Below are 17,097 nucleotides of genomic sequence, written 5' to 3' on the forward strand. Positions count from 1 at the left end.
GTTTGCAGTCCGTTTTGGTGTCTGCAGCCGGAATATGATCGCCTCGCGATCGAATAGAAATTGACTGTGATTGGCGTTTTGATATTCATAAATGAATGAGTGAGATCGACTGGAACCTGATCAAGAGTTTCGTCACCGTGGCGGAAACCGGCAGCCTGTCGGCCGCGGCGCGAAAGCTATCCGCAAGCCAGCCGACGCTCGGCCGTCACATCGGCGAGCTCGAACAGGCGCTCGGCGTCACGCTGTTCCGGCGCGGGCGGCGCGGCTATGCGCTGACGGAGGCGGGCAGCACGCTGTTCGAGCGCGGCAGAGCGGTGAGCGAGCAGGCGAGCGCCTTTTCGCTATTGGCGCTGGGATCTGTCGAGGCGATCGAGGGCACGGTGCGCATTGCCGCCAGCGAGGTGGTGGCGGCCTATGTTCTGCCGGAGATGACGGCACGGCTCGGCTTGGAGGAGCCTGGCATCGAGGTCGAGATCGTCGCCTCGAACCAGGTCGAGAACCTTTTGCGCCGCGATGCCGATATCGCCATACGCATGGTCAAGCCGGCGCAGAACGAGCTGGTGGCGCGCAAGGTCACCGACATTCCGCTGCACGCCTGCGCGGCAAAATCCTATCTCGAGCAGCGGGGTCGACCGCTTGAGCCCCGCGACCTTCTCGGGCATGACCTGATCGGCTTCGACCGCAGCGACGAGATCATCAGAGGCTTTGCCGAGTTCGGCGTCTCGCTCAGCCGCAGCGCTTTCCGCTTCAGGGCCGACAACCAGATCGTGCTGTGGGAGGCGGTGCGGGCAGGAAACGGCATCGGCTTCGGCCAGGAGCCGCTCATCGACCGCGATCCGCTGGTGGAAAGGGTTCTGCCGGGCCTCAAGCTGCCGACGCTGCCGGTGTGGCTGGCCATGCATCGCGATGTGCGCACCAGCGTGCGCATCCGTCGTGTCGCGGATTTCCTCTATGAGGAGTTGAAGCGCTATTCGGCCGGCGCGGGCTCGGGCGCGAATTCGGCGCGGTGAGCGAGCCCGGCCATCAGCAGGACGACGATCAGCAGCCCTGACAGGGCGACGAAGATCGGACCGAAGCTTGAGTGCTCGGCAACGAAGCCGATCGCCGACGGCGCCACCAGAATGCCGGAATAGCCCATGGTGGTGACCACGCTCATGCCGGTGCCAGGCGACATGCCTTCCTGGTTGCCGCCGGCCGAAAAGATGATCGGCACCATGTTGGCGATGCCGAAGCCGCAAAAGGCAAAGGCGGCGATGGCGAGCCACGGCGAGGGCGACAGGCCGGCGACCAGCATGCCGGCGGCGGCGACAAGCGCCGAGACGCGCAGCGTCATCACCGCACCGAAGCGGTTACGCACCCCGTCGCCGAGGAAGCGCATGATGGCCATGACCCCGGAAAAGGCGGCATAGGCGAGGCCGGCGATGGCAAGGTCGGCACCGAGTTCCTGGCGAAGGTAGAGCGCTGCCCAATCGAGCACCGCGCCTTCGGAGATCATCGTCAGCAGCGCCATCAGCCCGACCAGATAGACCAGCGGATTGGCCGGTAGCGAGAATTTGTGATGCTCGGCCGCCGCAGGCTTGTCCTCGGCGATCAGGTGGCGGACGGCAAAAGCGATCACGGCAAAGGCGATGACCGTCACCACCGCCGCATGGGGGAGGTGGCCGTAATTCTGGATGGCGAAGCCGCCGAGAGCGCCGCCGGCGAAACCGCCAAGGCTCCAGAAGCCGTGCGAGGACGACATGATGGCGCGCGACAACCGCCGTTCCACGGCCACCGCATTGGCGTTCATGGCGACGTCCATGCCGCCGATCGAACCGCCGAAGATGAACATGGCGATGGCCGCCAGCGGCACATTGGGGGCCAGCGCCACAACCAGCAGGCCGATGCTGCCGCACAGGCCGAACCAGCGCAGCACGGTGCGCGAACTATGCCTGGAGATCAGATGGCCGCACCATGTCATGGCCGCAACGGCGCCGGCGCCAAACAGCAGGATCAGCAGGCCGAGCGTGAACTTCGAGATGTCGAGTCGGGTCAGGAACACCGGGATCTGTGGCGCCCAGCTGCCGGTCAGGAAGCCGTTGGCGAGGAAGATGCTGGCTACGGCCCATCGCCCGCGAATGGCGGTTTGCATAGGGTTTTGGGCATCCATCGGGTCGAATCCGCTGCAAAAATGGCCTTGAACGGCAAATTAGATCGATTCAATTCTCAGTCAAGCATTCCCAGCCGGAAGTGCTTGGGCCAAGCATAGGCCGATAAGGAATGTTGATCGACCCTAATGATCCTTGGGCCGCCTTGCCTCGAATTCGGCCTTCTTGGCGTCGGAGGCCTCGGTCTGGTTGAGCGCCTGCCATTCGGCATAGGGCATGCCGTAGACGATTTCGCGCGACTGATCCTTGCTGATGTCGACACCCTCGGCTTCCGCCGCATCGCGATACCAGTTGGACAGGCAGTTGCGGCAGAAGCCGGCGAGATTCATCAGGTCGATGTTCTGGACGTCGCTGCGTTCGCGCAGATGCGCCAGCAGCCGGCGGAAGGCGGCGGCTTCGAAATCGCGTTGTTGCTCGTCGCTGAGTTCGGTCATTGTCTTCGTGGGTCTCCTCGGGCCTCTGTCAAAGCGGCCCGGTGCGCGAGCCGAACATCTTCACCGCATGTATATCGGGACGACGCTCGATCGCGTCAACGATCGGCGCCAGCCGTTCGGCCCATGCGATCGCGCCCTTCCGGTCGGCAATCAGATCCTGGCGGATCTCGATCAATGCATGGGCAAAGCCGTTGACGATGGCATGCTTGAACATGGTGTCGCCGCGCAAGGCGCCGTCATAGGGCTCGTTGTCGCCGACGATGAGATCTTCGTCGGCCGCCAGCATGTCGATCAGCGGCCGCGCCACCCGGTCGTCGAGGTCCCACAAGATGCCGACATGCCACGGCCGCACAAATCCCTGCATGGCCGGCGTGAAGGAATGCACCGAGAAGATGAAGGGCGCGTGCGTGGAAGCTTGGGCGACGGAAGCGATCATGGCGCCGACCGCGTCATGGTAGGGCCGGTAGAAGCGGTCCAGCCGTCTTTCCCGTTCTTCCGGCGCGATGGGATAGTTCCCCGGTACGACGGTGCCATCATAGAGTTGGCGAATCAGCGTCGGGTCGTCCTCGCCGCGATTGGGGTCGATCAGCAGCCGCGAAAAATTGGCGATCACCGCCGGCACGCCGAGCATCGCCGCCAGTTCGCGGGTCACCGCCTCGACGCCGATATCGTAGGCGATGTGGCGCTCGAACTCCGCCGCCGGCAGTCCGAGGCTGCCGTAGTCCTCCGGCAGGTCGCGACGGGCATGATCGGCCAACAGCACGATGCCGCGCTTGCGGTCGCCTTCGACGATATCGAAAGGCGCGAAAACTGTGGATCGGGTCATCGGCTGAAGATGTCTGTTCGCTGGCTTCGGGGGAGGGTGGTATCGTCATTCCACGAAGAGGACGCTTGCGCAATGCCGTTGTTTGGCCACGGTTTCTGCGAAAATCCGGCGAAGTGCGACAGAGCGTGCGCCGGGGGCCATTCTAAATCGATTGGATTTGGACAGAACGGCGCGTTGACATGCGCCCGGACTTTTCCGAAAAGGGGCGCTGAGAGATGCAAATGTGGTTGTTGAGGGATTTCAGGATGGGTTGCGCCGGCAGGCCGCGCGTGCGCTACGCCTTCGCCATGCCGCTCCTGAGCCTCGCTGTCGGCCTGTCCGCGATGGTTGCGGCCTCGCCCGCCCGCGCCGACTTCCGCGTCTGCAACGCGACGCAGAACCTGGTCGGCGTCGGCATTGGCTATCGCGCCAAGGCCGGCTGGATCACCGAGGGCTGGTGGCACATCGAAGGGTCGAGCTGCAAGACGCTGATCGAAGGGCCGCTGTCATCAAGGTTTTACTATCTTTATGCAGAAGACGCCGAGCGTGGCGGGCGTTGGGATGGCCCGATCAACATGTGCGTGGCCGAAAAAGAGTTCAAGATCGCCGGCGTTACCGATTGCGTCGCCCGGGGCTTCCAGCGCGCCGGATTCCAGGAATATGACACGGGTGAACAGGCAAGCTGGATGGTCCAGCTGACCGATGAACCCGCAACGGGGGGCGCCCCAGCCGCCCCGGGAACAAACAGTCAATGAGACGCAGCCGCAAGGTCAAGATCCTCGCCACCATCGGTCCGGCATCCTCTTCCGAGGAAATGCTGAAGAAGCTTTTCGAAGCCGGCGCCGATGTATTCCGCATCAATATGAGCCACACCGATCACGAGCTGATGCGCACGCTCGTCGGCCGCATCCGCACCGTCGAAGAAGCAGTCGGTCGTCCCATCGGCATTCTCGCCGACCTGCAAGGGCCCAAGCTGCGCGTCGGCAAGTTCGCCAACGGCAAGGAAGTGCTGACCGAGGGCCAGACCTTCACGCTCGACGACAATCCGGAACCCGGCACGTCGACAAGGGTCTATCTGCCGCATCCAGAAATCCTGAGCTCGGTCGAGGCCGGTGACCGTCTGTTGATCGACGACGGCAAGCTCGAGCTGAAGGCGGTGAAGAGCGACGGCAAGGCGATCGTCTGCACCGTCGTTGCCGGTACCACCATTTCCGACAAGAAGGGCGTCAGCCTGCCCGACACCGACCTGCCGGTCGGCGCGCTGACCGACAAGGATCGCAAGGATCTCGATGCGGTGCTGGCCACCGGCGTCGACTGGGTAGCGCTGTCGTTCGTGCAGCGGCCTGAGGATCTGGCGGAAGCCCGCAAGATCGCGCGCGGCCGGGCGCTTATCATGGCGAAGATCGAAAAGCCGCAGGCTGTCGCCCGGCTGGCCGAGATCATCGAACTCTCGGACGCGCTGATGGTCGCCCGCGGCGATCTCGGCGTCGAGATGCCGCTCGAAGCCGTGCCCGGCATCCAGAAGCAGATCACCCGCGCCGCGCGGCGCGCCGGCAAGCCGGTGGTGGTCGCCACGCAGATGCTGGAATCGATGATCACCGCGCCGGTGCCGACCCGCGCCGAAGTCTCGGATGTGTCGATCGCCGTGTTCGAAGGCGCCGATGCGATCATGCTTTCCGCGGAGTCCGCGGCCGGCGCCTATCCGGTCGAGGCGGTGGCGATGATGAACCGTATCGCCACCAAGGTGGAAACCGATCCGACCTATGCCGGCATCATCAACGCGCAACGCTCGGAGCCGGAAGCGACCGGCGCCGACGCGATTTCGCTGGCCGCCCGCGAAATCGCCGAAACGCTGAAACTTTCGGCGATCATTACTTATACGGCCTCCGGCACCACCGGCCTGCGCGCCGCGCGCGAGCGTCCGCAGGTGCCGATCGTCGCACTGTCGCCGATCCTCAACACGGCGCGGCGGCTGTCGCTGTTGTGGGGCACGCATTGCGTGGTTTCGCCGGATGCCAGCGACCTCGACGACATGGTCGACCGCGCCTGCCGCATCGCCCTGGAGGAAGGGTTCGGCAAGCCGGGCGACCGCGTCATCATCACGGCGGGCGTGCCTCTGCGGACACCGGGTTCGACCAATATGCTGCGCATCGCATATATCGGGTCGGACACGCAGGCCGGCCACTAGGATCAGGGTCTAGGTTGGCGCCAGTTCGGCCTCGGGCACTTTGATGTCGGCGCATTTGCCGGCGCCGTAGGCGTCGCCGGCGATCCGCGCCTCCACGGTCTTTGCCATCGCCTGCAGGTCAACATCCCTGCGGGCCGCTTTCTCGATCGCGCCTATGACCAGATCGGGCGCGATCCAGTCCGGCTTGTGGCCGAGATTGTGCACCCAGACCAGTTCGGCGCCGGGGATATCGCGGACGAGGCCGATCGAATGGATGGTCGCGTAGACCACCTTGTCGCGGTCGCCCGAGATGACCACGGTCGGCGCCTTGATCTCGCGATAGTGCGGCGAAGCGTCAAGCGCGTAGCGATAAAGCCCCGCGACATCGGTGGCGTTGGAGCGAAAAGCGCGGGGCCTGAGCACCAGCGGGATCGAAGCCTCGGCGACATAGTTGTCCGGCACCTTGTTTGGGGCAAAGACGCAGGTGGTGGCGTCATCCATCTGCAGCGTTCCCGCCGGATAGGTCAGCGTCTCGGAAAACAGCCAGCCGACGATCGGAAGAGTAGTCAAATTGTAATACCAGGACGTTGCGCCGCCCGGCCAGGGATGGCTGACGGGCGAGACAAAGACGAGGCCAAGCGTCCTGTCCAGGTGTTCTCGGCCGAAGGCTGACGTCACGGCGCCGCCGAAAGAATGGCCGACGATGATCGCCTTCTTGATGCCGAGACGGTCCATCAGCGCTGCGAGGGTGTTGGCCTGCGCCGACGGGGTTTCGTTGTTGCCGGGACCGCGCCCTGACCAGCCGAAACCCGGGCGGTCGAAGAACAGCATTTCGGCGCGGCCCTCGAGCAGTGGCCGCAGCGGCAGCATCTGATCCCTGAGATTGGCGCTGGCGCCGTGGATGAAGACGATCGGCGGCAGTTCGGCATTGGCGGGCGCCGGGACATGGACATAATGGATGCGAGCGCCATCGATGTCGGCGAAGTCGCCGACGGCCGGATTGCGGCGCTCGATCAGCCACGAACCGGCGCGTGTGACGCCGGCAAGAGTGAACAAAAGCGCCATCAGGAAGGCGAATGCGGCGTAGGTCAGGTTCATGGGGAGATATACGGGCCGAAGCGAAATTAGTTCAGGGACATGCTGATATACAGGTGAGGCCGGCGTGCGAACGTCGGGCTCCTGCGCTTCGGGTACTCACGTACCCAAAAGTACGCTCCGTGCCGGTTCTCGGTGCCCCACATTCTCGACCGGCCTGACCTGAATCTCAGCATATCCCGGCTGCGTGACAGGGAGCATCAAATGCCTTCGCCGGCAAGCTCTTCAGAAAGCGTGGCGACCTGATCCTGGGCGTTGCGCATCATCGGGTAGATGCCCAGCACACGCTGCCAGGCATCGAGCGCCGACTGCTTGTGGCCGGTTACGGCCATGATCTGCGCCAAGCCCGAAAGCGCGCCGAAATGGCGCGGCTCCAATTGCAGCGTACGGTCGATGTCCGACATCGATTTTCCGAAGTTCTTCATCATGTAGTGCACGGTGGCGCGCCGGTTCCAGCCTTCGGCATAGGTCGGCTGCAAGGTCACCACCTGATCGAGGAAATCGAGCGCGACGTCGAACTTCTGGTTCTCGATGGCCTTTTGCGACCATTGCATCATCAAGTCGACCGAGGCGCTGCCGGACTGGAACCACTCGCTCCAGATACGCCCGGAAATGCGCTCGGCAGCCTTTTCATTGCGCTCGCGCTTCAGATCGGCGAACAGCTGGTCGATCCGGGCTTCTTTCGTCACGGCAACCGGTGGATCGACCGGGTCGTCCGCCCAGGCGGGCAAGACAGCGCTGGAGAGGAAAAGGCTGGTTAGAAATGCAAAAAGAATCCGCATCGCCGGAATCTAACCCCGGACGGCGGATCGTCAAACTGAATTTAGCGTGAAAGGGCCGGCAAGCCGGCAATAAACATCATTTGGACGGAGGCAATGGCCTCCGGCCGAAAACTCAGCCCTGGCGCGCCTTGTAGCGCGGGGCGGTCTTGTTGATGATGTAGATGCGTCCCTTGCGGCGAACCAGCTGGTTGTCGCGGTGACGCGCCTTCAGCGCCTTGAGCGAATTCTTGATCTTCATGGTCTTGCCCGTCGGTCTGGGCCCGGTCCGGGCCGAATTATTAAGGCGCGCTCGGAAAGCGCGCCTTTGAACTTGCGTGGCTCATAAACGAGGAGCCTTGTCCCTGTCAACCGCAAGCATGCCGGATAGACGATGTGAACGGCCCGCGCCATCAAATATCCGCCATCAGCGCCTCGCATCCTTGCATGGCCAAGGGCCGGCTGGAATGATGTTGCAGCTTTGATTTGGCGCATGACCCTTTCCGAAATCGCTTCAGATTTTCGGGGTCATGCGCAAAGCGATTGGAGGTCATCATGCGCCGAATTTTTCTGCCCGCCTTTCTCGTCGTCCTGGCGGCAGCCTCGGCCGCCCATGCGGACGATTGCGACCGCAACGACGACAGCCAGCAGATGATGACCATCTGTGCCGGTGCCGACTATGGCGCGGCCGACGCCAGGCTCAACAAGGCCTACAAGGATCTGGTCGGTCGCAATGACGACAAGACGAACAAGCTGCTGCAAACAGCGCAGCGCGCGTGGATAATTTTCCGCGACGCCGAGTGCGCCTATTCGACAGCGGACAGCGAGGGCGGTTCCATCCATCCGATGGAGGTTTCGGAATGCCTGACGCGGTTGACCAATGATCGCATCAAGCAGCTTACCTCCGGTGCAAACTGCGAGGAAGGCGATGCCAGCTGCGCCAGCCCTGACGAGGACGAGGGCGACGACCCACAATAAAGGAAATGTCAGCCGCGCCGGCTGGTCTGGGTGAAATGTCCCATCTTGCGGCCAGGGCGCGCCTCGGCCTTGCCGTAGAGATGCAGCATCAGATCGGGCTCGGCGAGCAGGGCCGGAACGCGCAGGATATCGTCGCCGATCAGGTTTTCCATGACACAGTTGGAATGGCGGCCGGGATTTCCCAGCGGCAGCCCGGCGACCGCGCGAATATGCTGTTCGAATTGCGAGACGATGCAGGCGGCTTCCGTCCAGTGGCCGGAATTGTGGACGCGTGGCGCGATTTCATTGGCCAGCAGCGACCCATCGGCAAGGACAAAGAACTCGACGCCGATGACGCCGACATAATCGAGTGCTGCAAGTATCTTTGCCGCCGCGGCCTGCGCCGCAGCCGCTGTCTCGGATTTTATTCCGGCCGGCAGGGTCGAGGTGTGAAGGATGCCGTGGCGGTGGACATTCTCGGCTGGATCGTAGGCAGCGAGCGAACCGTCCAGCCCACGCGCCGCGATCACCGAAATCTCGCGCTCGAAGGCGACGAAGGATTCGAGGATCAGCGGCACGTTGCCCATCGTCTCGCAGGTGCCGGCAAAGCCGCCCGCTTCCATGTTGCGGAAGACTCGCTGGCCCTTGCCGTCATAGCCCATGCGCCGGGTCTTCAATATGCCGCTGCCGTCGAACTTTTTCAGCGCCGCCGTCAGTTCGTCGTCATTGTCGACGGGGCAGAAATCGGCGGTTGGTATGCCGATGCCGTTGAGGAATTTCTTCTCCGCCATGCGGTCTTGCGCCACTTCCAGCGCGCGCGCCGGCGGATAGACCGGGACCGTGGCGGCAAGCGAATTGGCGGCCGCGACCGGAACGTTTTCGAATTCGTAGGTGACGACGGCGCTGGCCGCAGCCAGTTCGGCGAGGGCGGCGGTATCGTCATAGGCGGCTGTTATCTGCCGGTTGGCAAGCTGTGCGGCCGGACAGTCGGCTTGCGGCTCCAGTACGACCGTGCGGTAGCCTAGGCGCGCCGCTGCCATGGCCAGCATGCGGCCGAGCTGGCCGCCGCCAATGATGCCGATGGTCGACCCCGCCGGCAAGCTCACGGCGCGTCCGTCGGCTCGGCGGCGACCTTGGCGGTCTGTGTGGCACGCCAGGCGTCGAGCCGCGCTGCAAGTCTTTCGTCGTTCAGCGCCAGGACGGCAGCGGCCAGCAGGGCGGCGTTGGCGGCACCGGCCTTGCCGATGGCCAGAGTGCCGACCGGAATGCCGGCCGGCATCTGGACGATGGAGAGCAGCGAGTCCTTTCCGGACAGCGCCTTCGATTCCACCGGCACGCCGAAAACCGGCAGCGGCGTCATCGCCGCCGTCATGCCGGGCAAATGCGCGGCGCCGCCGGCCCCGGCAATGATCACCTTATAGCCGGCCGCCTTGGCACCCTTGGCGAAGTCATACAGCCGGTCGGGGGTGCGGTGGGCCGAGATGATCAGCCGATGGTGCGGGATGCCCAGCGCCTCCAGCGTTTCGGCGGCATGGCGCATCGTCGCCCAGTCGGACTGGCTGCCCATGATGATGGCGACGTCGGCGCGATTATCGTCCAAGCTTTTGCTCCCCGGCGGCAAAGGCGCGCATTAGCGGAATTCGCGCAGTGCTGCAAGGAACAAGCACCTGGCGGTCCAGACAAAGGCGCGCGCTGCGGTGGATCAGTCGACCCTGACGACGAAATGCTTGGTCACCGGCTCGATGATCTTCCATGTTCCCTTGAAATCGGCTTCCACCACGAAGGCATCGCCGGGGCCGACTTCGACAGGGGCGCCGCCGTCGGGCGTGATGACGATGCGACCGGCGATCATGTGCACGAACTCATAGTCGCTGTAGGTGGCGTGATATGTGCCGGGGGTCGCCTGCCACGTTCCGGACAACACCTTGCCGTCCGCCGTGGTGTGCTGGACGGCGGTCTTCATGGTCGGCTTGCCCTCGACCACGACCCAGCCCGCGAGGTCGCCGGCCTCGGCGTTGTCGACGGCGCCGAATTTGAGGATGGTCTTGTCTGTCATCATTGGGCTCCGTTTGGACTCTACCGGGCGGCGTTGGTTGCCCGGGTCAGATAGCTGATGCACCCGGCGCCGGCAACACGGATGCTATGCGCCGGCGTGCGACCCGGCCGCCGCGGCTAATCCGGCCAGCGCAAGGCGCCGGAAGAGTCCTTGCGAGCCGCTTTCATGGCATCCGTCGGACGGTCAGCCGCGCTCAGCACGGCCCGCAGGCGTTCAGCGACGATCTCTGCCTCGCCGGGATGAAGATTGCAGGGGTCGAGGAAGAAATGGCCGCGCTCGACCTCGTGGTTACGCACAATGATAGGAGGCGAGCCGGCGGCCAGCGCCGAGGCAAGACCGGCAGCGGTGAACCTGCTCTCCGGCGCCACGAACACCTGAAGGCGGTCGAGTGGATTGGCCGTCGGATCGGGAATGATGTGTGCGACGATGCCGGGCAGGCCCTGCAATGTATCTCTCCAAAGATGCAGCGCCACGTCTTCCCGCTGGCGGATGCCGGCATGGTCGCGCTTTTCCCATGCCTCGAGTGCCGCCATGGTGCCGGCGATGCTTTCCTTGCCGACCTTCATCGCCCGTGCGACGCCACGGTTCTGCAGATAAGCGGTCCGCACCAGATCCTTGCGACCTGTGACGATGCCGCTTGTCGGTCCCGAGAGGAATTTGTGCCCGCTGTAGATGACGATGTCGGCGCCGCGTGCGAGAAAGCTGCGCAGATCGTATTCCGAGGCGGCGTCGACGATCACCGGGACGCCCTTGGCGTGGCAGATCTCGCAGAACTCCTCGAGCGACAGCATGCCGTATTGCACCGTGTGATGGGCAACGACATAGAGGCCTGCCGCAGTGCGTTCACAGATCGCGTCGCGCACGTGATAGTCCTGCGTCACGCTGACCGTGCCGGCCGGTATGGTCTTGGCTCCGGCCAGCCGGATCGACTGGTCGATCGGTGCGCCGTAGTTGACGATATGGCCAAGCTGAACGATGACCTCGGACTTGAGGCTCTCGGTGTTGTCAGGCAGCCGCTCGATGGCGAGAAGGTTGGTGCCGGTCATGGTGCCGGCAATCGCCATGGTGATGCCGCTGGCGCAGCAAGCGGTGATGAAGCCGGCTTCGCCGCCGGTGAGGCGCGCGATGATCGTGCTGGCAGCGCGCTGCAAATCATCCATCTCCACCCATTGTGAAGCGATGTCCGACATTGCACGTATGGCTTCCGGGACGATGATCGAGGCGCCGAGCGTCGTCATCGTGCCGGAAACGTTGATGATCGGGCGGAGGCCGAGCCGTTCGCGGATTGTCGTGTTGGAGCGGTCAGCGGAGTAGATCGTCATCTCTCGATATTCCTATTGGCAAGAATTCAGGCGGCGATCTCGACGACCGCCTCGATTTCGACCGTGATGTTGCCCGGCAAGGAGCCGACGCCGATTGCCGAGCGGGCGTGCCCGCCGATATTATCGAAAACATCGGCAAAAAGATCGGAACAGCCGTTGACCACCTTGGGGTGGTCGCTGAACGTCGGGATAGCATTGACGAAGCCAAGCAGCTTGACGATGCGCACGATGCGGCCGAGGTCGCCCGCGGCTGCGTGCATGACAGCGAGCAGGTTCAAGCCGGTGAGACGGGCATGGCCATAGGCTTCCTCGACCGTGACATCGTCGCCCACCTTGCCGGTGTAGAGCGTGCCATCGGCGCGCAATGGCCCCTGGCCGGACAGGAAGATCAGCCGTCCGCTTTCGGCGTGAGTGACGAAGTTGGCGATGGGTCTCGGCGGCTCGGGCAACTTCAGGCCCAAGTTGGCGAGCCGGATGTAGGGCGTCATAAAAAATGCTCCTTGCAACAGCTTTCGCTGTTCGATGTCAGAAATGCGAGGCGCGGAACCGCGCCAGGAAGCTGCGTAGGCGTTCGTTGTCGAAACCTGCCGCGAGAATCTCGGCAGGCGGGCCAACCGCGCTGACGCCGCCATCGGCCATGAAGACGATGCGGCTCGAGGCGTCGCGCGCAAAAGCCATTTCATGCGTGACCATCAGCATCGTCATGCCGTCTTCGGCCAGGCTGCGCACGACTTCGAGCACCTCGCCGACGAGTTCGGGATCAAGCGCGGAGGTTATTTCGTCGAGCAGCAGGATCTTTGGCTCCATCGCCACGGCGCGCGCGATACCGACGCGCTGCTGCTGGCCGCCGGAAAGCTCGGCCGGCAGGCTGTCGGCCTTGTGGGAGAGGCCGACCCGGCCAAGCCAGTGCTCGGCAATGGCGCGCGCCTCGGCTTCGCTCTTGCCGCGCACCTTGCGCAGGCCGAGCATGATGTTGCCGGCCGCCGTCAGATGCGGAAACAGGTTGAAGCTCTGGAACACCATGCCGGTCTCGGCGCGCATCGCGGCCAGGTCGCGCTCGCTGCGACGCTGGCGTCCCCCCGTCTCGCGGTAGCCAACCTCCTTGCCGTCTATGCGGATGGAGCCCTTGTCGTAGCTTTCGAGGAAGTTGACGCAGCGCAGCAGCGTGGTCTTGCCGCTGCCGGAAGGCCCGATGACGGTCACCACTTCGCCGCGAGTCACCTGCAGGCTGACGGAGCGCAGCACTGCGACGGCACCGAAGGCCTTGGACACATCGGAGACATCGAGAAGTGCGAGGTTGGCAGGTGTGGGCATCTTGCTATTCCCGAATGAAGGAGAAACGCCGCTCCAGCCGCCTGCTGGCCAGAGAGAGGGCGTAGTTGACCGCGAAATAAATGAGCGCGCCGAGGATATAGAGCGGCATCGCCTCATAGGTGCGGCCGATGACCTGATTGATGGCCTGCATCAGGTCGGTGATGCCAAGCAGCGAGACCAGCGCGCTGCCCTTGACCGCATCGGTGGCTAAAGGTGAGCCCGATCGCCATGGCGGCTTCCGACTGCCCTTTCGGTATCGAGCCGATCGCGCCGCGCAAATATTCGACGACCTGCGCCGTCTTGAAGAGAGTGAGCGCCAGCACGGCCGCCCAGAACGACTCCAGATGGATCCCGACGGCAGGCAGGCCGTAATAGACGAAGAAGATCAGCACCAGGATCGGAATGCCGCGGATGGTGTCGCTGAAGATACGCACCACCCAGCGCAAGGGCGCAGGGCCATAGACAAGGCCGACACCCATCATCACGCCGGCCACGAGCGAGAAGACCACGACCAGCAGCGACACCCACAGCGTCAAGGCGAAACCCTGGGCCAGGAAAGGCAAGGCGTAAGCGATCTGGGTCAGCATGCTAGCGCGCCGCCCTGAACCGGCGTTCGACAAGCCGAAGCGCAAAAAGCAGCGCGTAGCCGGTCAACAGGTACATCGCCGTCACGACGAGGTAGACCTCGACGATGCGGAAGGTGTTGAAGTTGATCCATTGGGCGCCGTAGGTCAGTTCGGGCACCGAGATGACCGACGCAACGGACGTGTCCTTGAACAGCGATATGAAAGTGTTGGAAAGTGCCGGCAGCGTTATGCGCAGCATCGTCGGCAGGCGCACATGCAGCAGCCGTTGCCACGGCGTCAGGCCAATCGCCTTGCCGGCGTCCATCTGGCCGCGCGGCACCGCTTCCAGCCCTGAGCGAAACACCTCGACCAGATAGGCGCCGCTGTAGAGCGACAGCGTCGCGACGAACGAGGTCTGGGCGCTGTAGGCGACATCGATTACGGTCGGCAGGCCGTAAAAGACGAGGTAGACGAGCAGGATCAGCGGCACGTTGCGGATGAATTCGACATAGGCGGCAATGACGCCCCGGACCACGCGTCCGGCCGAAACGTACCAGACCGCCAGAACCAGCCCGATGACGATGCCGATGGCGATCGAGATGACGGCGAGTTCGAGGCTGAGCAGCAGCCCGCCCCAGAGCTTGTCGAAATGCCGCCAGATCAGGTTGAAATTGAGGGCATAGCCCATGCGTCCGCCTTAGTGCCGAGGGCCGTCGGGAGGCGGAAGGGCACTGGATACGCCCTTCCGCCTGATTACATCAGATGACCGGGAAACCCGGGTGGCGTGCCGGCGGCTCCTGCCCGAAGTAATCCTTGAACGCCGCGTCGTAGAGCGCCGTTTCGTGGCCGAACATGGCGATGGTGAAAGTCTGGTTGACGAAGGTCAGCCAGTCGAGATCGCCTTGCCGCAGGGCTGCGCCGTAAAGCATCGAGAACCAGCTCTTGCCGGCGTCGAAGTACTTGTCCGGATTGCGCGAGGCGAGCCAGCGTACCGTGGACAGATCGACCGCTGCCGCGTCGACGCGCTTCGATTCCAAGGCCTGCAAGACGTTGGCCTGGGTGTCTATCTGCATCACCTGCGATTCCGGCAGCACGATGTGAACAGACGCTTCGGCATCGACGTTCTGCAGGATGGAAATCCGCGTCGCGGCACCGCCGGTAAGCAGTTTGTCGAAGGTCTTGTTCTCGGCAGTCGGCAGGGTCAGCAGAGCGACGCCTTCGACGTAGTAGGGTCGGGAGAAGTTGATCAGCTGCGAACGCTGGGCGCTCATGGTCATGAACTGGATGGTGATGTCGACCTTGTTGGTGGTCACATTGGGAATGCGCTGCGCCGGATCCTGCATGACGAATTCGACCTTGGTCGGATCGTCAAAAAGTCCCTTGGCGAGAATCCGCCCCATGGTGATGTCCATGCCGACGAGTTCGCCGGCGTCGTTTTCGAAGTGCCAGGGTGCGTTGGTGCTGCCGGTGCCGACGATCACCTTGCCGCGCTCGAGAACGGTGCGCAGCAGGCTGTCGGGTGCCGCCTGGGCAGCCGCCTTCTGAACATCGACCGCTGTTGCCGCGCTCATCACGCCAGCGGTTGCGAGCCCGGCCATTCCCAGTTTCAGAAAATCACGTCTCTTGGATGTGTCGTTCACTGCGACCTCCTTTTCGTGTGTGTTCCCCTTTGCAGACACATGCATCAGTTGATTTTGCTAGTTGTCTCTTACAAAAGACACATGTACCCTATACAAGACAGATACTAACATCAGGAATCGAAAATGCAAGATGGCAATGCCTTGGCAGCTCGTCTGGATCTCGTGCCGGACGAAGACAAGATTTCGAGCTCCCGCGAGAAGGGCCTCACCCGGGTGCTTCAGATTCTGGAGTTTCTGCACACGACCCAGCGCGCGATCGGCATTGGCGACCTCGCCAAGGGCGTGAATGCGCCGCGCTCGACGACCTATACGCTGGTGCGCTCGCTGGTGGATGCAGGCCTGCTGGAAATGGCCGGTGACGGCAATCGCGTCTACTTCGGCAAGAAGCTCTATCTCTACGGAATGGACTATGTGCGAGGCAACGACCTGCTCAGGAGAGGGCGTCAGGAGGTCGACAATCTGTCGCGCGAGACTGGTGAGACCTCCGAATTGTGCATGCTGCAAAGCGGCCGCTACACGATCGTTCACTCAAGTCCGGGCACAAGGCCGTTCCGGATCAGCTCGGCCACAGGTTTGCAGATACCACTCCCCTGGACCGCTTCGGGACGGCTGCTTCTGGCGGGTTTCGAACGGGCCGTGATCGAAGACATGGTGTCCAAAGACGATCTCGTGCTGCCGGATGGTCGCAAGCTGAAGTTGGACGACTTCATCGCCGACATAGCCGTCGCCGAGACGGCCGGCTATTGCGTCACGTCGGGCCTTGTCGACGCTTACACAAAATGCCTTGCCGCCCCGGTGCTTTCGGCCTCAGGCAAGGTCGAGGCGACGATGTGCCTGGTGGTCCCCATCGACACCTCAAAGGAGAAGACCGGCGAGCTCATCACCCTGTTGCGTGAACGCGCAAGAAAGCTCTCGATCGCGGGATAGGCGGCCTTGCTCGGATGCAAGCCGGGAAAATGCCGTTCACGCGATGATGTCTGGGATGATCTTGTCTTCCAGCGCCATCAGCCGGTCCTTCAGGAAAAGCTTCTTCTTCTTCATGCGCTGGATCTGCAGGGGATCGCAGCCCATGGCGATCATCGCATTGATGGCCGCGTCGAAATCGGCATGCTCCTGCTTCAGGCGGGAAAATTCGAGGCGGACATCAGCCTGTTCCTGGTCGGACATTCTCTACCGTCTGCACGTCTGCGGCGCCCAAAAATGGGCCTGATTGGGCGGGTCCGGCGTCTTTTTGCAACCGGCGCGCAGCCCATATCACATTTCACATTGTCGTGGAATGCTACCACGCAGCATTCGACATCAATGCCGGATGGTGGCAGACTGTCACCATGCCGTCACAGAAGCGAGCCTGCGGTGGACGCGCCTTGGCGGCTGCAATCGAGGAAACCATGAAAGGGAGAACCAATCATGTCTCTTGCATCCCATCTTGATGAGTTGCAGCGGAAACACGGCGACATCGAACGCGAAATCGATGATGCGATGAACCATCCATCGGTCGACGACCTCGAAATCGTGAATCTCAAGCGGCGCAAGCTGGCACTCAAGGACGAGATTGAAAAACTGAAAGCGAAACCGACGACACATTGACCCTCGACATCTGAGATAGCCGCTTCGCGCGGATTGTCTTGCCGGCGGCAGGTGCTGTCGCCGGAAGTGGTTGTCTTTGGGACTAAATTTCCGAAATCGATGCTTCAGACCGCGTCCCGGTGAGGGGCGCGGTTGCGCGCCTGTCAGCGATTTGATCGGCCAGTGGCGACCTGTCGCCATTGACAAGCTATCTTTGCTCCTCCACCTCATGCCCGAACCTTGACGCATCGGCCCGAAAACGGACTTGGG

The 17,097-nt window shown here is 63.0% G+C and carries 23 protein-coding genes; 6 read left to right on the forward strand and 17 right to left on the reverse strand.

Annotation, left to right across the window (positions count from 1 at the left end):
* Positions 1–95: 95 nt before the first annotated feature.
* Positions 96–1,010 carry a LysR family transcriptional regulator gene (locus tag LHFGNBLO_RS11150; RefSeq protein ID WP_258606820.1) on the forward strand — a complete coding sequence of 305 codons (915 nt, stop codon included), beginning with the start codon at positions 96–98 and terminating at the stop codon, positions 1,008–1,010.
* Here LHFGNBLO_RS11150 and LHFGNBLO_RS11155 read toward each other — a convergent pair.
* The 3 genes from LHFGNBLO_RS11155 to LHFGNBLO_RS11165 form a co-directional block, all read right to left on the reverse strand.
* Complete coding sequence (locus LHFGNBLO_RS11155) at positions 968–2,149, reverse strand: MFS transporter (protein ID WP_258606821.1); 1,182 nt, start codon at positions 2,147–2,149, stop codon at positions 968–970. The genes LHFGNBLO_RS11150 and LHFGNBLO_RS11155 overlap by 43 nt on opposite strands.
* A 123-nt stretch (positions 2,150–2,272) precedes the next feature.
* The gene (locus LHFGNBLO_RS11160; protein ID WP_258606823.1) at positions 2,273–2,581 is read right to left on the reverse strand and encodes a DUF1244 domain-containing protein; all 309 of its coding nucleotides are present in this window, start codon (positions 2,579–2,581) and stop codon (positions 2,273–2,275) included.
* A 28-nt stretch (positions 2,582–2,609) separates the two neighbouring features.
* Positions 2,610–3,407: an N-formylglutamate amidohydrolase gene (locus LHFGNBLO_RS11165; RefSeq protein ID WP_258606825.1), complete on the reverse strand. Its 798-nt coding sequence runs from the start codon at positions 3,405–3,407 to the stop codon at positions 2,610–2,612.
* 245 nt (positions 3,408–3,652) lie between these two features.
* Between LHFGNBLO_RS11165 and LHFGNBLO_RS11170 the strand changes: the two genes are divergently transcribed.
* Together LHFGNBLO_RS11170 and pyk are read left to right on the forward strand one after the other, a co-directional pair.
* The gene (locus LHFGNBLO_RS11170) at positions 3,653–4,141 is read left to right on the forward strand and encodes a DUF1036 domain-containing protein (protein ID WP_413774716.1); all 489 of its coding nucleotides are present in this window, start codon (positions 3,653–3,655) and stop codon (positions 4,139–4,141) included.
* Positions 4,138–5,574: a pyruvate kinase gene (pyk, locus tag LHFGNBLO_RS11175; RefSeq protein WP_258606827.1), complete on the forward strand. Its 1,437-nt coding sequence runs from the start codon at positions 4,138–4,140 to the stop codon at positions 5,572–5,574. The genes LHFGNBLO_RS11170 and pyk overlap by 4 nt, the downstream gene beginning before the upstream one ends.
* Positions 5,575–5,583: 9 nt before the next feature.
* Here pyk and LHFGNBLO_RS11180 read toward each other — a convergent pair whose 3' ends face one another.
* From LHFGNBLO_RS11180 to ykgO, 3 genes are all read right to left on the reverse strand, one after another.
* Complete coding sequence (locus LHFGNBLO_RS11180) at positions 5,584–6,651, reverse strand: alpha/beta fold hydrolase (protein ID WP_258606828.1); 1,068 nt, start codon at positions 6,649–6,651, stop codon at positions 5,584–5,586.
* Positions 6,652–6,848: 197 nt separating this feature from the next.
* Positions 6,849–7,430: a tetratricopeptide repeat protein gene (locus LHFGNBLO_RS11185; protein WP_258606830.1), complete on the reverse strand. Its 582-nt coding sequence runs from the start codon at positions 7,428–7,430 to the stop codon at positions 6,849–6,851.
* 112 nt (positions 7,431–7,542) lie between these two features.
* Entirely contained in the window at positions 7,543–7,668 is a 126-nt protein-coding gene (gene ykgO / locus LHFGNBLO_RS11190) for a type B 50S ribosomal protein L36 (protein ID WP_006203764.1), read from the reverse strand.
* Positions 7,669–7,961: 293 nt separating this feature from the next.
* On the opposite strand from ykgO, the gene LHFGNBLO_RS11195 reads away from it, so the two are divergent.
* Complete coding sequence (locus tag LHFGNBLO_RS11195; RefSeq protein ID WP_258606835.1) at positions 7,962–8,384, forward strand: lysozyme inhibitor LprI family protein; 423 nt, start codon at positions 7,962–7,964, stop codon at positions 8,382–8,384.
* 8 nt (positions 8,385–8,392) lie between these two features.
* On the opposite strand, the gene LHFGNBLO_RS11200 is transcribed toward LHFGNBLO_RS11195, so the two are convergent.
* The 10 genes from LHFGNBLO_RS11200 to LHFGNBLO_RS11245 form a co-directional block, all read right to left on the reverse strand.
* Positions 8,393–9,469 carry a 5-(carboxyamino)imidazole ribonucleotide synthase gene (locus LHFGNBLO_RS11200; RefSeq protein WP_258606837.1) on the reverse strand — a complete coding sequence of 359 codons (1,077 nt, stop codon included), beginning with the start codon at positions 9,467–9,469 and terminating at the stop codon, positions 8,393–8,395.
* On the reverse strand, positions 9,466–9,963 hold the full coding sequence (purE, locus tag LHFGNBLO_RS11205; RefSeq protein ID WP_258606843.1) for a 5-(carboxyamino)imidazole ribonucleotide mutase: 498 nt from the start codon (positions 9,961–9,963) through the stop codon (positions 9,466–9,468). The genes LHFGNBLO_RS11200 and purE overlap by 4 nt, the downstream gene beginning before the upstream one ends.
* A 102-nt stretch (positions 9,964–10,065) precedes the next feature.
* Positions 10,066–10,419, reverse strand: coding sequence for a cupin domain-containing protein (locus tag LHFGNBLO_RS11210; RefSeq protein ID WP_258606844.1), 354 nt, complete (start codon positions 10,417–10,419; stop codon positions 10,066–10,068).
* A gap of 116 nt (positions 10,420–10,535) precedes the next feature.
* Complete coding sequence (locus tag LHFGNBLO_RS11215) at positions 10,536–11,741, reverse strand: aminotransferase class V-fold PLP-dependent enzyme (RefSeq protein WP_258606846.1); 1,206 nt, start codon at positions 11,739–11,741, stop codon at positions 10,536–10,538.
* Positions 11,742–11,767: 26 nt separating this feature from the next.
* Positions 11,768–12,229, reverse strand: coding sequence for a RidA family protein (locus LHFGNBLO_RS11220; protein ID WP_258606849.1), 462 nt, complete (start codon positions 12,227–12,229; stop codon positions 11,768–11,770).
* A 37-nt stretch (positions 12,230–12,266) separates the two neighbouring features.
* Positions 12,267–13,055 (reverse strand): amino acid ABC transporter ATP-binding protein, encoded by a 789-nt coding sequence (locus tag LHFGNBLO_RS11225; RefSeq protein WP_258606851.1) that lies wholly within the window; start codon positions 13,053–13,055, stop codon positions 12,267–12,269.
* A 4-nt stretch (positions 13,056–13,059) separates the two neighbouring features.
* The gene (locus tag LHFGNBLO_RS11230; protein WP_245469342.1) at positions 13,060–13,206 is read right to left on the reverse strand and encodes a hypothetical protein; all 147 of its coding nucleotides are present in this window, start codon (positions 13,204–13,206) and stop codon (positions 13,060–13,062) included.
* Complete coding sequence (locus LHFGNBLO_RS11235) at positions 13,169–13,642, reverse strand: ABC transporter permease subunit (protein ID WP_258606855.1); 474 nt, start codon at positions 13,640–13,642, stop codon at positions 13,169–13,171. Before LHFGNBLO_RS11235 ends, LHFGNBLO_RS11230 begins: the two co-directional genes overlap by 38 nt.
* A gap of 1 nt (position 13,643) precedes the next feature.
* On the reverse strand, positions 13,644–14,309 hold the full coding sequence (locus tag LHFGNBLO_RS11240) for an amino acid ABC transporter permease (RefSeq protein WP_258606857.1): 666 nt from the start codon (positions 14,307–14,309) through the stop codon (positions 13,644–13,646).
* 70 nt (positions 14,310–14,379) lie between these two features.
* Positions 14,380–15,261: a transporter substrate-binding domain-containing protein gene (locus LHFGNBLO_RS11245; RefSeq protein WP_258606859.1), complete on the reverse strand. Its 882-nt coding sequence runs from the start codon at positions 15,259–15,261 to the stop codon at positions 14,380–14,382.
* A 123-nt stretch (positions 15,262–15,384) separates the two neighbouring features.
* On the opposite strand from LHFGNBLO_RS11245, the gene LHFGNBLO_RS11250 reads away from it, so the two are divergent.
* Entirely contained in the window at positions 15,385–16,188 is an 804-nt protein-coding gene (locus LHFGNBLO_RS11250) for an IclR family transcriptional regulator (RefSeq protein WP_258606861.1), read from the forward strand.
* A gap of 36 nt (positions 16,189–16,224) precedes the next feature.
* Here the strand turns inward: LHFGNBLO_RS11250 and LHFGNBLO_RS11255 are convergent, their stop codons facing one another.
* Positions 16,225–16,428, reverse strand: a complete 204-nt coding sequence (locus LHFGNBLO_RS11255; RefSeq protein ID WP_258606863.1) for a YdcH family protein — start codon at positions 16,426–16,428, stop codon at positions 16,225–16,227.
* Between the two features lie 240 nt (positions 16,429–16,668).
* Here LHFGNBLO_RS11255 and LHFGNBLO_RS11260 point away from each other — a divergent pair, with 240 nt between their 5' ends.
* The gene (locus tag LHFGNBLO_RS11260; RefSeq protein ID WP_095487303.1) at positions 16,669–16,848 is read left to right on the forward strand and encodes a YdcH family protein; all 180 of its coding nucleotides are present in this window, start codon (positions 16,669–16,671) and stop codon (positions 16,846–16,848) included.
* Positions 16,849–17,097 lie beyond the last annotated feature (249 nt).

It is taken from the genome of Mesorhizobium sp. AR10 (assembly GCF_024746795.1).
Lineage (GTDB): Bacteria > Pseudomonadota > Alphaproteobacteria > Rhizobiales > Rhizobiaceae > Mesorhizobium.

Coding starts and splice junctions, on each gene's coding strand:
- LHFGNBLO_RS11150 (WP_258606820.1), top strand. CDS start 96: ATGAGTGAGATCGACTGGAACCTGATCAAGAGTTTCGTCACCGTGGCG.
- LHFGNBLO_RS11155 (WP_258606821.1), bottom strand. CDS start 2,149: ATGGATGCCCAAAACCCTATGCAAACCGCCATTCGCGGGCGATGGGCC.
- LHFGNBLO_RS11160 (WP_258606823.1), bottom strand. CDS start 2,581: ATGACCGAACTCAGCGACGAGCAACAACGCGATTTCGAAGCCGCCGCC.
- LHFGNBLO_RS11165 (WP_258606825.1), bottom strand. CDS start 3,407: ATGACCCGATCCACAGTTTTCGCGCCTTTCGATATCGTCGAAGGCGAC.
- LHFGNBLO_RS11170 (WP_413774716.1), top strand. CDS start 3,653: ATGGGTTGCGCCGGCAGGCCGCGCGTGCGCTACGCCTTCGCCATGCCG.
- pyk (WP_258606827.1), top strand. CDS start 4,138: ATGAGACGCAGCCGCAAGGTCAAGATCCTCGCCACCATCGGTCCGGCA.
- LHFGNBLO_RS11180 (WP_258606828.1), bottom strand. CDS start 6,651: ATGAACCTGACCTACGCCGCATTCGCCTTCCTGATGGCGCTTTTGTTC.
- LHFGNBLO_RS11185 (WP_258606830.1), bottom strand. CDS start 7,430: ATGCGGATTCTTTTTGCATTTCTAACCAGCCTTTTCCTCTCCAGCGCT.
- ykgO (WP_006203764.1), bottom strand. CDS start 7,668: ATGAAGATCAAGAATTCGCTCAAGGCGCTGAAGGCGCGTCACCGCGAC.
- LHFGNBLO_RS11195 (WP_258606835.1), top strand. CDS start 7,962: ATGCGCCGAATTTTTCTGCCCGCCTTTCTCGTCGTCCTGGCGGCAGCC.
- LHFGNBLO_RS11210 (WP_258606844.1), bottom strand. CDS start 10,419: ATGACAGACAAGACCATCCTCAAATTCGGCGCCGTCGACAACGCCGAG.
- LHFGNBLO_RS11215 (WP_258606846.1), bottom strand. CDS start 11,741: ATGACGATCTACTCCGCTGACCGCTCCAACACGACAATCCGCGAACGG.
- LHFGNBLO_RS11220 (WP_258606849.1), bottom strand. CDS start 12,229: ATGACGCCCTACATCCGGCTCGCCAACTTGGGCCTGAAGTTGCCCGAG.
- LHFGNBLO_RS11225 (WP_258606851.1), bottom strand. CDS start 13,055: ATGCCCACACCTGCCAACCTCGCACTTCTCGATGTCTCCGATGTGTCC.
- LHFGNBLO_RS11230 (WP_245469342.1), bottom strand. CDS start 13,206: ATGCAGGCCATCAATCAGGTCATCGGCCGCACCTATGAGGCGATGCCG.
- LHFGNBLO_RS11235 (WP_258606855.1), bottom strand. CDS start 13,642: ATGCTGACCCAGATCGCTTACGCCTTGCCTTTCCTGGCCCAGGGTTTC.
- LHFGNBLO_RS11240 (WP_258606857.1), bottom strand. CDS start 14,309: ATGGGCTATGCCCTCAATTTCAACCTGATCTGGCGGCATTTCGACAAG.
- LHFGNBLO_RS11250 (WP_258606861.1), top strand. CDS start 15,385: ATGCAAGATGGCAATGCCTTGGCAGCTCGTCTGGATCTCGTGCCGGAC.
- LHFGNBLO_RS11255 (WP_258606863.1), bottom strand. CDS start 16,428: ATGTCCGACCAGGAACAGGCTGATGTCCGCCTCGAATTTTCCCGCCTG.
- LHFGNBLO_RS11260 (WP_095487303.1), top strand. CDS start 16,669: ATGTCTCTTGCATCCCATCTTGATGAGTTGCAGCGGAAACACGGCGAC.